General features: G+C 32.4%; 16 protein-coding genes and 2 tRNA genes. 11 read left to right on the forward strand and 7 right to left on the reverse strand.

Going from position 1 to position 15382, the window contains the following annotated elements:
* Positions 1 to 134 precede the first annotated feature (134 nt).
* Positions 135 to 2546 carry a DUF5916 domain-containing protein gene (locus AAGV28_RS06190; protein ID WP_373405956.1) on the reverse strand — a complete coding sequence of 804 codons (2412 nt, stop codon included), beginning with the start codon at positions 2544 to 2546 and terminating at the stop codon, positions 135 to 137.
* Positions 2547 to 2734: 188 nt separating this feature from the next.
* Between AAGV28_RS06190 and AAGV28_RS06195 the strand changes: the two genes are divergently transcribed.
* The 3 genes from AAGV28_RS06195 (at position 2735) to AAGV28_RS06205 (ending at position 3822) form a co-directional block, all read left to right on the forward strand.
* Positions 2735 to 3454, forward strand: coding sequence for a murein L,D-transpeptidase catalytic domain family protein (locus AAGV28_RS06195; RefSeq protein ID WP_373405957.1), 720 nt, complete (start codon positions 2735 to 2737; stop codon positions 3452 to 3454).
* Between the two features lie 180 nt (positions 3455 to 3634).
* Positions 3635 to 3707: transfer RNA gene (locus AAGV28_RS06200), tRNA-Gly, on the forward strand.
* A 42-nt stretch (positions 3708 to 3749) separates the two neighbouring features.
* Positions 3750 to 3822 (forward strand) — tRNA-Gly (locus AAGV28_RS06205).
* 297 nt (positions 3823 to 4119) lie between these two features.
* On the opposite strand, the gene pepE is transcribed toward AAGV28_RS06205, so the two are convergent.
* Positions 4120 to 4827 (reverse strand): dipeptidase PepE, encoded by a 708-nt coding sequence (gene pepE / locus AAGV28_RS06210; protein ID WP_373405958.1) that lies wholly within the window; start codon positions 4825 to 4827, stop codon positions 4120 to 4122.
* Between the two features lie 134 nt (positions 4828 to 4961).
* Here pepE and AAGV28_RS06215 point away from each other — a divergent pair, with 134 nt between their 5' ends.
* From AAGV28_RS06215 to AAGV28_RS06235, 5 genes are all read left to right on the forward strand, one after another.
* A complete protein-coding gene (locus tag AAGV28_RS06215) occupies positions 4962 to 5726 on the forward strand; it encodes a hypothetical protein (protein WP_373405959.1) in 765 nt (254 codons plus the stop codon).
* A complete protein-coding gene (locus AAGV28_RS06220; protein ID WP_373405960.1) occupies positions 5713 to 6438 on the forward strand; it encodes a carboxypeptidase-like regulatory domain-containing protein in 726 nt (241 codons plus the stop codon). Before AAGV28_RS06215 ends, AAGV28_RS06220 begins: the two co-directional genes overlap by 14 nt.
* Positions 6428 to 7180 (forward strand): hypothetical protein, encoded by a 753-nt coding sequence (locus AAGV28_RS06225; protein ID WP_373405961.1) that lies wholly within the window; start codon positions 6428 to 6430, stop codon positions 7178 to 7180. The genes AAGV28_RS06220 and AAGV28_RS06225 overlap by 11 nt, the downstream gene beginning before the upstream one ends.
* Before the next feature lie 118 nt (positions 7181 to 7298).
* A complete protein-coding gene (locus AAGV28_RS06230) occupies positions 7299 to 7625 on the forward strand; it encodes a Sec-independent protein translocase subunit TatA/TatB (protein WP_373392378.1) in 327 nt (108 codons plus the stop codon).
* On the forward strand, positions 7625 to 8188 hold the full coding sequence (locus AAGV28_RS06235; protein WP_373405962.1) for a phosphatase PAP2 family protein: 564 nt from the start codon (positions 7625 to 7627) through the stop codon (positions 8186 to 8188). The genes AAGV28_RS06230 and AAGV28_RS06235 overlap by 1 nt, the downstream gene beginning before the upstream one ends.
* A gap of 94 nt (positions 8189 to 8282) precedes the next feature.
* On the opposite strand, the gene AAGV28_RS06240 is transcribed toward AAGV28_RS06235, so the two are convergent.
* Genes AAGV28_RS06240 through AAGV28_RS06250 form a run of 3 tightly spaced genes read right to left on the reverse strand, consistent with a single transcriptional unit; the run spans position 8283 to position 9470 of the window.
* Positions 8283 to 8924, reverse strand: a complete 642-nt coding sequence (locus tag AAGV28_RS06240; protein WP_373405963.1) for an O-methyltransferase — start codon at positions 8922 to 8924, stop codon at positions 8283 to 8285.
* Positions 8924 to 9214 carry a type II toxin-antitoxin system RelE/ParE family toxin gene (locus AAGV28_RS06245; RefSeq protein ID WP_373405964.1) on the reverse strand — a complete coding sequence of 97 codons (291 nt, stop codon included), beginning with the start codon at positions 9212 to 9214 and terminating at the stop codon, positions 8924 to 8926. The genes AAGV28_RS06240 and AAGV28_RS06245 overlap by 1 nt, the downstream gene beginning before the upstream one ends.
* A complete protein-coding gene (locus AAGV28_RS06250; protein ID WP_373405965.1) occupies positions 9204 to 9470 on the reverse strand; it encodes a hypothetical protein in 267 nt (88 codons plus the stop codon). Before AAGV28_RS06250 ends, AAGV28_RS06245 begins: the two co-directional genes overlap by 11 nt.
* Positions 9471 to 9561: 91 nt before the next feature.
* On the opposite strand from AAGV28_RS06250, the gene rlmN reads away from it, so the two are divergent.
* The 3 genes from rlmN (at position 9562) to dnaG (ending at position 13824) form a co-directional block, all read left to right on the forward strand.
* Positions 9562 to 10602, forward strand: a complete 1041-nt coding sequence (gene rlmN, locus AAGV28_RS06255) for a dual-specificity RNA methyltransferase RlmN (RefSeq protein ID WP_373405966.1) — start codon at positions 9562 to 9564, stop codon at positions 10600 to 10602.
* A 65-nt stretch (positions 10603 to 10667) separates the two neighbouring features.
* Positions 10668 to 11645 (forward strand): polyprenyl synthetase family protein, encoded by a 978-nt coding sequence (locus tag AAGV28_RS06260; protein WP_373405967.1) that lies wholly within the window; start codon positions 10668 to 10670, stop codon positions 11643 to 11645.
* A gap of 124 nt (positions 11646 to 11769) precedes the next feature.
* Entirely contained in the window at positions 11770 to 13824 is a 2055-nt protein-coding gene (gene dnaG / locus AAGV28_RS06265; protein ID WP_373405968.1) for a DNA primase, read from the forward strand.
* Here dnaG and AAGV28_RS06270 read toward each other — a convergent pair whose 3' ends face one another.
* Both AAGV28_RS06270 and nadE read right to left on the reverse strand, forming a co-directional pair.
* Positions 13825 to 14454, reverse strand: a complete 630-nt coding sequence (locus AAGV28_RS06270) for a LuxR C-terminal-related transcriptional regulator (protein WP_373405969.1) — start codon at positions 14452 to 14454, stop codon at positions 13825 to 13827. It abuts the gene before it with no gap.
* A gap of 93 nt (positions 14455 to 14547) precedes the next feature.
* Entirely contained in the window at positions 14548 to 15348 is an 801-nt protein-coding gene (nadE, locus tag AAGV28_RS06275) for an NAD(+) synthase (protein WP_373405970.1), read from the reverse strand.
* Positions 15349 to 15382 lie beyond the last annotated feature (34 nt).

The raw sequence follows: 15382 nt of genomic DNA on the forward strand, positions 1-15382 counted from the left end.
TAATTTTCAACAAAGATAAATTATTTCTAAAATCTTCGTTATGAATAAAACTACTATTATATATTAGAGAATTTTGCTGTAGTAAAATTGATAATTTTATTGCTTAAGCGCTGTTTTGTTAAAATTAATGCACTTTAAAATTTGTTTTTTATTGCATTGTAGTCAATAAAGTACCGTAAACTGATAGAGAAAATATTGGTCATATTCGCTTTAAATATGGTATCAAGGTTTCTGTTTAGGTTTCTTTCGATCAAATTGGTTTCTTCTTGCGCATAGTTTCTATATAATATAGATAATTGACTTCCAGGAGCAAACCACCATGAATAGGATAAATCAAAATTCCAAGAATTAAAATTTCGATTCTTATTTGTATTGAAACTATCGTTTGGCGTAACATGACCATCATCATTTAATGTGTAAAAGCTTTTGTTTGATGAATAAGACCAGTAATAACGGGCAGTTAGGTTAATTGTCATTTTATCGGTGATGGAATATTTTCCTGTAAAATCGTTTTGAAAGGTCTCGGTATTTCGTTTGGCAAAAATAATATCCGAATTATCAGTCCCAACCCATCCTAAATCATTCATTTGACGAGTGTAATCAATGTAATAAGCTACAGAGAGTTTGTTATTAAAACGGTATTTTGGCCCAGCATATATATTATAGGTCGACCGACCTTTTTCGTTGTATTTAATTCCAGAGAGATAGATGTCAAAATTAAGATTGTTGTTTCTGTTTGATTCAAATCCTATATAGCTTTCTGAAGCACTTGGAATATAAACATATCTGCCGGAGCTTCTCGGTTCGTAAAAATCAAAGTTCTCAAATGGACTTATAATAAACCCAAATTCTAAATAATGATTTTTTAAAGTAGTGGCTTTTAGTATTGTTTTATACCAAGACTCTTGTAGTTTTCCAGTGGTATTTTGAATTTCTACATTAATTTCTTGTTCAGCATTAAAGGTATTGAAATATTTTGTTGGATTTAGTATCCGATAGCTAGTATTAGCGTAGATACTATGATAATTGGTATAGAAAATAAGACCTAGATCGTTTACATCATAATTTCCTGAAATGTATTTTCCTGAAAAAATGTATCGGTATTTTCCACTTGTTTTGGCAAAATTAAGATAGGTTTTAAAGCCGTCGTAGTCCTCAATGTCATTAATATTACTGTATTTGAAATCTCCCGAAAGTTTATAAGTGTTTGCTTTTGTATTCAAATCGAAAATCAATCCTGCTACATTAGCATCTCTAAAATTTCCATTTCGAGTGGTGTTCAAATTGATGAAGGAAACAGATGAATTTTGTCTAAATCGCTGATCAAATACTAAGATGTTGTAATTAGTTAATGGATTAATGATTTCTTTTTGGCTAGTGTTGGTATCTGTGTTTTCTACTGTTGCATACGTTTTCTCAGTAATTGCGTTTAGAAAACCAATTCCTAATCCGTTTTTAGTTCTTCCTGATATTTTAACCGCATTAATAAGGTCTACTGTGCTAGGAAATTGTGTAATGTCTTCATTTTGCTTTAGTTCTTCTTCTAAGACTTGTTTTTCAACAATAGGAGTTCCGCCAATTCGTCTTGAATAAAAAAGATTTCCAATATTAAAAAGATTAGTTCCTTCGGTAAAAAAAGGTCGGTTCTCATTGAGCTCTTGTTCAAAAGGTTCTAAGTTTAATATGGCATTGTCAAATTTAGTTTGTCCAAAATCAGGAACTAAAATTGCATCTAAGGTAAAAGCATCATTAATTCCGTATTTAATATCTAATCCAGCCTTAAATGTTTTGTCCGTATTTAAAGGATCTTTTTGATAGTAAGCTGAGGTATAAGGAATAAAGAAAAGGCGAGTGGGCGGATTGATATTTTCTATTCCTTTTAATTCTCCAGATTGCGTTAAGACAGCACCAATTTTAGCATCTACATAATTCCAGGTGTATTTTTGATTTTGTCTTTTAATTTCTCGCATGAAATTAATTCCCCAGCTTTGTTTTTTGTTTTTTGGAAAACGAAAAGCAGCATACGGAATTTTCATTTCTACCGTCCAGCCTGTTGAGGTTATTTCTACGCTGCTTTGCCAAATAGCATCCCATGTAAAATCTTCCGTTTCTTCGGTGGCTAAACAATCCATTTGTGTTCCTGAAGCACTTACAAAAAAGCGATAATCTTGTTGTCCGTCGTTAAAGCCATTGATATAAACTGCAAAATGATCGGCTACACCAAAAACATCTCTTTGGGTAAGTTCACGTTGTATTTTTTTAGGTTCGTTATCATTCATTATTGCCGAAATATAGATGGCTTCGTTGTCGTAAAGGATTTTTACGTCTGTTTTTTTATCATCACTGATTATTTTGCCGTTGTCCGGAATGAACATTACAAAATCTGAAGCAATATGAGTGTTATTGTGCCATTCGTCTTCTTCAATTTTCCCGTCAATAGTAATGTTTCCACCTTTTTGTTTTGCTAAAATAATTTTTTTTTGAGCAAAAACACTTAGGTTTAACAGCGAGAGAAAGCAATAAATGGATAATCGAAATAACACCATGAAGAAATAATATGTGGAGCAAAAATAATAAAATTAGCGGGATTAACAATTTTTTAACAACTCATTTTGTAATTAAAAAACTACTAACGAGTTAAATGCGTCTTATAGTGTTGTTTGGAGTTTTTTTTAGCGTCTTTTTTGTATATTTTTGGCAACCAATTATTTGTAATCTAATTAAATAATAGTCAATGATTTATAAGAAGTATGTTTTCTTTTTGGTGTTAGTTTTTTTATTAATGTCTTCGAATGTATTTTTTTCTAAAGCTAGTTCGAACACCTTGGTTTTAAAAACAAATGTATTGAAAGCCAATGAAGATTCAAGTGTAGAGGAAGTATATAAGAAGTTGCATTCGGCTAATTTTAATTTACCCAAAATAGAAAGTTTTAAGGAAGCTTTGGAAGGTTTTTATAAACTAAAATCCCGAGGTTTGGTTACTAAAAATATTTTGACGCTGATAGATTTTAGTTTATCAGCAAATACTAAGAGACTTTGGGTAATTGATTTGGATACTCAAACTATTCTATTACATTCTCTAGTTGCTCATGGAAGAAATACGGGTCAGGAATATGCTAATAACTTTTCTAACGCTGCCGAATCTTACAAAAGTAGTTTAGGGTTTTATAGCACAGGAGAAATTTATAATGGAAAGCATGGTAAGTCATTAAAGTTAGATGGTTTAGAACCTGGGATTAATGATAATGCGCGCAATAGAGCAGTAGTGGTTCATGGAGCTAATTATGTCTCGGAATCCTTTGTTAAAAATAATAAACGATTGGGAAGAAGTCTTGGTTGTCCAGCGGTTCCAGTTGAAATTACAGATGAGTTGATTCGTATTATAAAAGATAAGTCTTGTTTGTTTATTTATTTTCCTTCTGAGTCCTACAAGCGCATTTCTAAATTAATTTAGCGGTAAGAAATAGACGGAGGAATTATAAAAGTAAGGTTTTGGAATAATGTACTTTTAAAAAAGTAAGACTGTAACAATTTAGTTTTAAAAAAGTTAGCAATTAATTTTAGTTTTAAACAAAAATTCTACTTAAAAAATTTGTTTTAAACTTAACTTATTCTTTATATTTGCAGCCGTTATGCGAAAGTAGCTCAGTTGGTAGAGCTCCAGCCTTCCAAGCTGGTTGTCGCGAGTTCGAGCCTCGTCTTTCGCTCTAAAAGCAAGAATAGTTTGCTAGAGTTCTAAAAATATTAATGCGAAAGTAGCTCAGTTGGTAGAGCTCCAGCCTTCCAAGCTGGTTGTCGCGAGTTCGAGCCTCGTCTTTCGCTCTTTGAAACCGAAACTTAACAGTTTCGGTTTTTTTTGTTTTAGGCTGGTTGCGAATAATTTTCAAAATTCTAAATGTTTGGAATCTTGGAATTTTTAAAATTTGGGATTTGATTACCCTTAGCTTTTATAAAAAGGCAAAAGTTCGCAAATCTTTCTATTGATTTATGTTTGCGAACTTTGTGCTTTTAGAAGTATTCTTCGTTAAAATCTTTGCGTTCTTTGCGGTAAAAAATAATTAGAGCGTAGGGTTTTTGTGTTTTTCCACAACATTTAGCATTGATCCATTTGATTGAACTTTATTGGATATAACTCAATTCTGTTTCTGCTGCTATTTCTAATGGAGTCTGATTTTTTCTAAATAATTTAGCGGATAAGTTCCCTTTTAAAGTTGTTTTGCCCTTTTTTATTTCGAGCCAACTCCCTTCTTTTAATCCTAAAACAGGAAAATTGTTGAATTGCAGGAATTCGTTGATTCTGGTTTCACGTGATTCTCCCATGTGTGTCGATTGCGAATCAATATCTAAAAAATGTACATTTAAATTAAACGGAATTAATCCCAAGGTTTTAAAGCTGGGCGGATAAACAATAGGCATGTCGTTTGTGGTTTGCATGCTGAGTCCTGCAATGTTGCTTCCTGCGCTAGTTCCTAGATAAGGAGTTCCTTTTTCAAGAGTTTCTTTTAGTATAATCATGATTTTGTAATAGTATAATTGACTCACTAATAGAAAAGTGTTTCCTCCGCCGGTATAAATTCCTTCTGCATTTTGAACGGCTAATGCTGGATCTTCAAATTCATGAATTCCTTTTATGGTAATATTTATTTTGGCGAAAGCCAAAGCTGTTTTTTGAGTGTATTCTTCATGAGAAATTCCGCTGGGTCTGGCGTACGGAATGAATAATACTGTTTTGCAATTCTTAAAATGTATCTTTAATTCAGGAAGTAAATAGTCTAGATAGTCGCTTCCGTGTAAGGTTGAAGTACTTGCTAAAAGTAAATTTTTCATTTTCTTCTTTTTTAGAGTTTAAAGGTATAAATCAGTTGGGTAAATAGTGGGTTTTATTAACAAATTTTTACCAGCTTTTTAGTAGCAAATTGGCAAAGCCTTAGTTTATTTTTACTGTCTTGGAATAATCATAAATGAATAAAATTTTAATTGCTTTTTTTGTTTTACTTACTGCTACTTTCTTTGGTCAATCAAATGATTTACTGGAAGTGAAAGGGCAAGTAAGTGCTTATATTTCTAATTTGGAAGGAATATATGTCATCAATTTGCAATCGGAAGAAACGGTTTTTACAGATGAAAACGGAAATTTTGCTATTAAAGCTAATGTTGGCGATGTTTTAGTTTTTTCGGGAATGCAGTTCAAGCGGAAAGAAGTGGTGTTGTGTGCTGAAGATTTTGAGAATAAAAGTTTTAAAGTACATTTGGGCGCTATTTTTAATGAGCTGAATGAAGTTGTTATTCGAAATTACAGTACTATTAATGCTGTTTCACTTGGAATTATTCCTTCTAATCAAAAATCATATACGGCAGCCGAAAGGAAATTAAAATCAGCTACTGATTTAGATCCTTCAGCAAGTGCGGGTGGTCTTGCGGGCGGTTCAGTGGCTTTCGATCCTTTGATTAATTTAATTTCTGGAAGAACTGCAATGTTGAAAAAAGAATTAGAAGTTGAGAAAAAAGAAGCTTATATGATGCTTTTAGAAAAAATGTTCGATAAAGATCATTTTATTACTAGATTGCAATTACCTTTAAACTATATAAAAGGCTTTGAATATTATGTGGTGGATAATCAAAAATTCACAAAAATACTAGAAATGAAAAATAAGACAACAATTGAGTTTTTGCTTGCAGAATTAGCTCCAAAATATAAAGAGATAATAGCTTGTGAAAACGAATAATACTTATTTTTTTATATTGCTTTTACTGTGTCAAGTTGTTTTTTGTCAAAATAATGATAGAAGAGAAATTCACGGATTTATTAGTGTTAATTCTGTTTTAGTAGAAGGAGTTAATATTGTAAATGAAACTACTCAAAAAGCGACTTCAAGTAATCGCGATGGAAAATTTATTCTTCTTTTAAAGGAAGGAGATGTTCTAGTGTTTTCTGCTGTAAACCTCAAAACATTACGTAAAAAGATATTCTCTTCTGATTTAGATAACAAGGTTTTAGAAATTCAATTAGAAACAGAAAGTATTCCTCTTGATGAAGTAATTATCAAAGAAGAATCTAAAATTACTGCCGAAAGCTTAGGGATTATTCCTTATGGTCAAAAAAAATATACTGTAGCCGAAAGAAGATTGTATACCGCAAGATCTGGTTTGTTGGATCGGCCTTTAAATTGGATGTCCGGAAGGACTGCTCAACTAAGGAAAGAATTAGTAGTTTCTGAAAAAGAACAATTATTAGCAAAATTAGAGTATCTTTTCGAAGAAATTTTTTATATTGAGACTTTAAAAATCAATAAAGATTACATTAGAGATTTTCAATTGTATTGCATAGAAAACGATGATTTTGCATCTTCATTGAAATCAAAAAACAAAACTCTGTCAAAGTTTTATATTATTACTTTGGCTAAAAACTATAATAAAATAACAGTATATGAAAACTAAAATTACGATTGTCTTTTTTCTTCTCTTAGCTCAATTTTCTTTTTGTCAAGTGGGAACAGCTCGTAAAACTTTAAAAGGACAGGTTCGAAATGATTTGGTTCCAGTAGAAAACGTAATTGTTTTTAATGTGAATGCGAATGAAGGAATTGTGGTAGATCAATTTGGTTCATTTGAAGTTGAAGCTAAAGTTAATGACACCTTAGTTTTTTCAAGTTTGTCTTTTAAATCTAAAAAAATTATTCTAAGCGAAGCAGATTTTATTATGGCTAAATTAATTGTAAAAATGGATGTTTTTACAAATGAATTAGCCGAAGTTCTTATTCGTGCTAAAAAAGAATTGAGTCCGATTGAAGGAAATTCTCAAAAGTATGTAGATATGAAATATTTTGATGACGAAAAATCATCACCTAAAAACAGAACGTTGCCTCCAGTGGGTGGTATTGAAAACGGGATGGATTTTGTTCGAATTTATAAAGATGTTTTAGGTGTTTTAAGAAAGAATAATCCTCAAAAATCTGATTTTTATAAAGAAACAAGTTTTTCAGAATTTGCATTGCACAAGGTGAATTACTCCTTTTTTTCTAATACATTGCACTTAAAAGACGATGAGATTAAATTGTTTTTAATGTTTTGTGAAAATGATTCTAAATCTAGAGAATTAATGCAACCAACCGAAGAATTCAGGCTAATGGATTTTCTTGTAAATAAGAATAAAGAGTATAAAAAAATCACTAAACACTAAGGTCTCATTTAAGAAAGCAAAGTCTATTGTTAAATATTACTTCTGTTTTTATTTTATGAAAAAATTAAAAGTAGGCTTTTTTAATTTTGGTATATTTGCATATAAAAAAATATAGAATATGTTTGGTATTGGAGGAGGAGAACTAGTCTTTATAATGTTTGTTGTGTTGTTGCTTTTTGGTTCTGATAAAATACCAGAAGTGGCTCGTACTATGGGTAAAGCCATGGCGCAATTGAAAAATGCAACGAATGATATAAAGAGTGAAATTCAAAGAGGAGCCGAAGAAAATGGTCTTGATCCTAAATCCTTGACAGAAATGACAGGTGGTTTCAATGCACAAATTAATAAAGTAAAAGAAGATCTTCTTGGAGATAGCGTCGTTCAAGCTAATAAAATTAAAGAAGATATTGAAGATATTGCAGGTCCAGTAAAACGTAGCCGATAATGTTAGACAAACTCCTTTCATTAGATGTTCAACTTCTGGTTTACTTAAACGGACTAGGATCGGAATCTTACGATGGATTATGGCTTTTTATAACTAAGCAAACCAATTGGATTCCCCTTTTCTTAATTTTACTCTATATTATTTATAAAAAAATAGGTGCTAAACAAACTTTATATGTTTTATTGTTTATCTCTCTATTGATACTAATCACAGACCAAACTACTAACTTGGTTAAGTATGGAGTTCAACGATTGCGTCCTTGCAATAATCCAGATATTGATTCGATTATTAGAATTGTTAAAAGCTCAAAATCATTTAGTTTTTTCTCAGGTCATGCATCTAATAGTATGGCGTCAGCAATGTTTATATATCTTTTAGTCAAGCCGTATTTTAAATACACATTTTTATTGTTTTTATGGCCGTTAATTTTTGCATACAGCCGTATTTATCTGGGATTGCATTATCCATTGGATATTCTGTCTGGATATCTTTTTGGAATGATGACAGGATTATTTATTTATAGAATTTATCAGTTTACACAAATAAAATATTTTCCGCTTTAATTTTTTAAAGCCTGATTGTAAACACAAACCGCATATCCGAAATCTATATTAATTTCGAATATGCGGTTTGTGTTTTTAGGATTTTAAGTTGAACTTAAAGTACTCTGCTTACTGTTAATCCATCACGAATAGGAAGCAATACCGTTTCTACTCTTGGATCTTCTTTTAAGAGTTTATTGTATTCGAGTAATATTTTAGTGCTAACATCCTTTGGGTTTAGTGGTTCAAGAATTTTTCCGCTCCATAATACATTATCCGAAAGTATAATGCCGCCTTTATTCATTTTTGGAACAATTAATTCAAAATAGTTGATGTAGTTTTCTTTATCGGCATCAATAAAAACCAAATCAAATTTCACATCTAATGTTGGAATAATAGCTACTGCTTCACCAAGATGTTGTCTGATTTGTTTTCCCCAAGGTGATTTGTCAAAATGTTTCCTTTGGAAATCAATTAATTCTTCTTTGATGTCTATGGTGTGAAGTTGTCCGTTTTCTTGCATTCCTTCACATAAACACAAAGCGGAATAACCAGTGTAAGTACCAATTTCAAGAATATTTACAGGACAAATTAATTTAGATAACATGCTCAAAACACGTCCTTGAAAATGTCCGCTAAGCATTCGAGGCAAAAGAATTTTTTGATAGGTTTCTTTGTTTAACGCAGCTAATAATTCAGGTTCTTTTTCAGAATGCTGTTCGATGTAGTCTTCTAATTCTTGGGAAATGAAATGCATTATTTTAATTTAAAATTACTTAAATCTTGGTAGTTGTTCCAAAATCGCAATAAGTAAACGGTTTCGTTTTTGATAGAATAATAAAGAGTAATTTGTTTTATAATTACTATTTTGTAAACATTGAGATAATCAGATTGTATGAAAATAACATTTCCTTTTGCTAATAAATTGAGAGAATAATCAACTTCGTTAATAAAATTCAAAACCTCCTTTTCTGTCCAATTATTTTCTAAGTATTCAATGTTTTTCCAATAATCCTCTCTAGCAAGTAATGTCCATTCAATTTTCATTCTTGAAATATTTGGAATATCTTTCTTTAGTTTCCTCCATTACTAATTCATGTGAAATAGTTTGATTGTTTTCAACTTGAATAAGTGCTTCGTCAATTGCTTTTTTTTCTAGTAAAATAGATTGATTTGGGATAGTGTCATTTGATTTATCTTCATTTAAATAACTATCACAAACAGATGAAACAATACGCAATAAACGTTCATCGGCATTTTCAATTTGCATTTGAATTTTATGTTTTAATTCTAGAAGTCCCATAACTTATTGTTTTACAAAACAAAGTTACAAAATATAATTTTGTAGGTCAGAAAAATTGATTATAATTCAAAATTGTAATTAACTTTGCAGTATGATTGAGAAAAAAGACATACGAGCCTTATCTAAAGAAGAATTACGCAATTTTTTTGTTGCCAATGGTGATAAATCTTTTCGAGGAAACCAAGTTTATGAATGGCTGTGGAGCAAAGGTGCTCATAGTTTTGAAGACATGACTAATGTGGCGAAAGCGACTCGTAATATACTCGAAAATAACTTTGTCATCAATCACATCAAAGTAGATACGATGCAGCGTTCGGAAGACGGAACGGTCAAAAACGCGGTTCGTTTGCATGATGGCTTGGTGGTAGAATCGGTTTTGATTCCTACGCAAACACGCACTACTGCTTGTGTTTCTAGCCAGGTGGGTTGTAGTTTAGATTGTAATTTTTGTGCTACAGCGCGATTAAAAAGAATGCGAAATCTAGAACCAGCCGAAATTTATGATCAGGTTATTGCTATAGACCGAGAAAGTCGTTTGTATTATAACCATCCTTTGTCGAATATTGTTTTTATGGGAATGGGCGAGCCACTCATGAATTACAATAATGTATTGAAAGCCATAGAAATGATTACTTCTGAAGAAGGATTAGGGATGTCTCCAAAACGAATTATGGTTTCGACTTCGGGAATTCCAAAAATGATTAAGAAAATGGCCGATGATGAAGTGAGATTCAAACTGGCCGTTTCGCTGCATTCGGCAATTGATGAAATTCGAGCCAGAATTATGCCTTTTAGTAAAAATTTCCCTTTGGCTGATTTGCGTGAAGCATTGGAATATTGGTACCGAAAAACCAAAAGTAAGATTTCTTATGAATATGTGGTTTGGAAAGGAATTAATGATGATAAAAAATCTATTGATGCACTAGTTAAATTCTGTAAATATGTGCCTTGCAAGGTCAATTTGATAGAATACAACCCAATTGATGATGGCGAATTCCAACAAGCATCTGAAGAATCCATCAATGCTTACATCAAAGCACTTGAGGCTACAGGAATAGTAGTTAAGGTGAGAAGAAGCCGCGGAAAAGACATTGACGCTGCTTGCGGACAATTGGCCAATAAAGAAGCATAAAAAAACGACTTTCAGTTCAAAAAAGTGCTGTTTTTTTACTCGGAAAGCAGTATATTTGGACTCGAATGAATATTACTTCTCAAATAAAACAGCCCATCCTGAAAGAAATGGAACTTTTTGAAAAAAAGTTCTATGAATCGATGACTTCGCAGGTGGCTTTGTTAAACAGAATCACTTATTACATAGTTAATCGAAAGGGAAAACAAATGCGTCCGATGTTTGTTTTTCTAACTGCCAAAATGGTTTCAGCTGGAATTGTAAACGAAAGAACCTATCGTGGCGCATCGGTTATTGAGTTGATTCATACCGCTACTTTGGTGCATGATGATGTGGTTGATGATAGTAATCGTCGAAGAGGTTTTTTCTCGATTAATGCACTTTGGAAAAATAAAATTGCAGTTCTAGTTGGAGATTATTTATTGTCCAAAGGATTGTTGCTTTCTATAGATAATGGTGATTTCGATTTATTGAAAATTATCTCAGTTGCCGTTCGTGAAATGAGTGAAGGCGAATTACTCCAAATTGAAAAAGCCCGAAGACTTGATATTACCGAAGGAATTTACTACGAAATCATTCGAAAAAAAACGGCTACTCTTATTGCTGCTTGTTGTGCTCTTGGGGCGAAATCAGTTATTGAAGATGAGGTTGAGGTAGAGAATATGCGTAAGTTTGGAGAACTCATAGGAATGGCTTTTCAGATAAAAGATGATTTGTTTGATTATACCGATGATGCCATAGGAAAACCAACCGGTATTGACATAAAAGAGCAAAAAATGACTTTGCCACTTATTCATGTTTTGAATAATTGTACTTCTAAAGAAAAAAGTTGGTTGATTAATTCCATAAAAAACCACAACAAAGACAAGAAACGAGTTAAAGAAGTAATTTCTTTTGTGAAAGATAATAACGGCTTGACTTATGCCGAAAATAAAATGGTCGAATTCCAGCAGGAAGCACTACAGCTTTTAGACCATTATCCTAATTCAGAATTCAAAGACGCTTTGACTTTGATGGTGAATTATGTTATCGAAAGAAAAAAATAAACAAAGACAATATCAATATCAAAAAATCAATTTCAATTTTAAATGGAGATTGATTTTTGTCATTGAAATTGAAAATTGCCATTGATATTGTATCTTTGATCTTTCCAACTTTATACCTTAAAAATTGATTTCAAAAGCGACCATAGATACTGTTTTCGAAACTGCTCGAGTAGAGGAGGTTATTGGCGATTTTGTGCAATTAAAACGAGCAGGAAGTAATTTTAAAGGATTAAGTCCATTTTCTGATGAGCGTTCACCATCCTTTATGGTGTCGCCGGCTAAAGGAATCTGGAAAGATTTTAGCTCAGGAAAAGGCGGAAATGCGGTGGCTTTCCTAATGGAACACTCGCATTTCACGTATCCAGAAGCCATTCGATATTTGGCTAAAAAATACAATATCGAAATTGAGGAAACAGAACAAACTGATGCCGAAAAAGCCAATACCGATGCACGAGAAAGTATGTATTTGGTCTCTGAATTTGCAAAAGATTATTTCCATAAAACACTTTTAAATACCGAAGAAGGGCAGGCTATTGGACTTTCGTATTTTAAAGAAAGAGGATTTACTACCGAAACGATTAAGAAGTTTAGTTTAGGATATTCGCCTGAAACCTGGGATGCTTTCACCAAAAAAGCGCTGGGCAAAGGTTATAAACTGGAATTTCTGGAAAGCACAGGTTTGACCATTCCAAGAGAGGATCGTCCTTTTGATCGATTTAAAGGGCGTGTAATGTTTCCTATCCAGAGTATGTCTGGAAGGATTTTAGGTTTTGGTGGTCGAATTTTGACTAATGATAAGAAAGCGGCTAAATACCTTAATTCTCCGGAAAGTGAAATTTACCATAAGAGTAAAGTTTTGTATGGTATTTTTCAAGCCAAACAATCTATAGCCAAATTAAATAATTGTTTTTTGGTTGAAGGTTATACGGATGTGATTCAGTTTAATCAAGCGGGAATTGAAAATGTGGTGGCTTCTTCAGGAACGGCTTTGACTCCAGATCAAATTAGACTTGTTAATCGATTGACTAAAAATATTACCGTTCTTTTTGATGGTGATGCTGCTGGACTTCGGGCTTCTATTCGAGGAATCGATCTGATTTTGGAGGAAGGAATGAATGTGAAAGTTTGTACTTTTCCTGATGGAGATGATCCGGATAGTTTTGCCAAAAAAACAGCACATGATGATTTGGTGGCTTATTTAGAAAACAATGCTAAGGATTTTATTCAGTTTAAAGCTTCGTTGTTAATGGATGAAGCCAAGAATGATCCTATTAAGAAAGCCGATTTGATTCGGGATATGGTGCAAAGTATTTCTAAAATTCCAGATCGTATTCAGCGTGAAGTTTATATTCAGGAATGTTCCCGAATTATGGATATCTCCGAGCAGGTGCTTATTAGTACTTTAGCTCAAATGATTCAAAAAGATGCTGCTGAAGTTGCTAAAAAACAAAAACAGGAACAAAAACCTTTTGAAGTTTATAGAAACCAAAAACAAATAAACACTGGGTATTCAGGAGGTGATCCAGAAGATCCTAGGTTTGGACCACCAGAGGATTATCCGGGAGAATCCGAATATCAAAGCGCGCCTACAGAAAAAGTAGATGTTCTATATCGTTTAGAGCGAAAAATAATTGAAATTTTACTTTTGTACGGAAATAAAACGGAAGAATTTGAAGATGTTTTGATGAAAACAAATGATGATGGAGAAATTGTTAATGTCTCAGAAAAGAAATCCTATAAAGTATTTCAACGTGTTTATTTGAGTTTGCAAGAAGATGAAGTTGAATTAGCTAATCCTTTGTTCCGCGCCATTTTTACTGATTTGATTAACCACTATCTTCAAAATGATACGTTCAGTTTAGAACAATACTTGATGCATTTACCCTCAGAATATGCACAAGAGGTGACTGATATTTTGATGGAAGACGAGCGATTAGTATTGCATGACTGGGAGGGACAGAATATTTTTCCCAAATCAAAACAGGATACTATAAGTCAAAATGTGTCTGAGACAATTTTAACCTTGAGATGGTATTTAGTGGGGAAAATTATAGATGAATTAAAAAACTCCATATCTCCTGACCAGGATAATATGGAGTCTTTAATGATGATTAGAGATTATAATGAACTTACTCGAGCTTTTTCAAAAAAGCTGGGTAGAGTCATGTCTCGTTTTTAATTAAACGATCTCTAAACTTTTAGCTTTATTTACTAAATCAACTAAGTTAGTTACATTTAGTTTTGTTAACAAACGCAATTTGTAAGTACTAATCGTTTTTTCATTTAAACCTAAGATTTCTGCAATCTCGTGGTTTTTCTTTCCTCCACTTAAGTAGCGTAAAACTTCAACCTCACGGTTAGAAAGTTTACGATACAAGCGTTCGCTTTTACTTTGTTTAGCAATTAAAGCTAGGTTTTTCTTAACCGTTTCATTCATGATAATTTTACCTTGATGAACTTTGATTATTGATTGTCCTAAAGTCTCTAATTTTTCTTTCTTATGAACATATCCTGAAACTCCTGCTTTTATAGCATTAGGAGCATAAATTTGTTCAGAAAGTCCACTAAAAATAATAATTTTTGTTTTAGGAAAACTTTTTAGAAGCGCTTTTACTTCAAAAATACTCGAAAGACCTTCTAACTCTAAGTCTAAGACCAATACGTCAATTTCTTTAGTTAAAAGAATATCTCTAATCATCAAAAAACTACCAACATTGGCAGTCATTGATATTTCTGCATGGTCTTTGAAGTACGATTTTACTCCAAAATGTACTACCGGAAAATTATCGGCTAGACAAACTTTAATCATGATTTTTTTTTTTAGGGTTGTATTTGTGTGAAATGTATATATAAAATTAGGAAAAAAAAAGGAATTGTGCTATTTATTATGGATAAAATCGTATTAAACCCGTTTAATAACACAAACGGGTATTGGATTCATCTTGTGTTGATTGATTTTGTTGAGTTTTTTGTAAATCTCAAACACCTTTTTTTCTCTTTCCGTGTAATTCGTTGTGTGGTTATTGTGTTGATCCTCAATCATTGCCCATTCTAATTCGTCATAAGAGGCACCTAATTGTTGCTCGTCTGTTTTTTCATCTCCAAATAAACCATCTGAAGGTTGTGCTACTAAAATGGAATGCGGAACTTGTAAATATTTGGCTAATACAAAAACATCCGATTTCATTAAATCAGCAATCGGACTCACATCCACTCCACCATCTCCATATTTAGTAAAAAAACCAACGCCAAAATCTTCTACTTTGTTACCTGTGCCTGCAACTAAAAGCCCGTGAATTCCCGCGTAATAGTATAAAGTAGTCATTCTTAATCTGGCGCGAGTATTAGCTAAGGTTAAATTTACTTTGTTTTCTTCAAAATCAGTAGGTACTTGACTTTTAAAAGTTTCAAATACAGGAGTCAAATCAGTATGCACGCTGCTTACATTGTCAAATCGTTTTTTGAGTTGCTCTATATGTTCTTGAGCCCGACTAACGTGGCTCGCATGTTGATGAATGGGCATTTCTACGCACAAAACTTGAAGTCCAGTTTGTGCACATAATGTTGAGGTTACTGCTGAATCTACACCACCAGAAATCCCTACCACAAAACCGTTGACTTTTGCAGTTTCGGCATAAGACTTTAACCAGTTGACAATCTGATTGTTCACTTGATCAACATTTATCGTAGTTTTTTTAGACATAATAGTTCATATTTTAGCTTTCAGCAACGTATCT

The sequence above is a fragment of the Flavobacterium zubiriense genome (assembly GCF_041729725.1).
Classification (GTDB): domain Bacteria; phylum Bacteroidota; class Bacteroidia; order Flavobacteriales; family Flavobacteriaceae; genus Flavobacterium; species Flavobacterium zubiriense.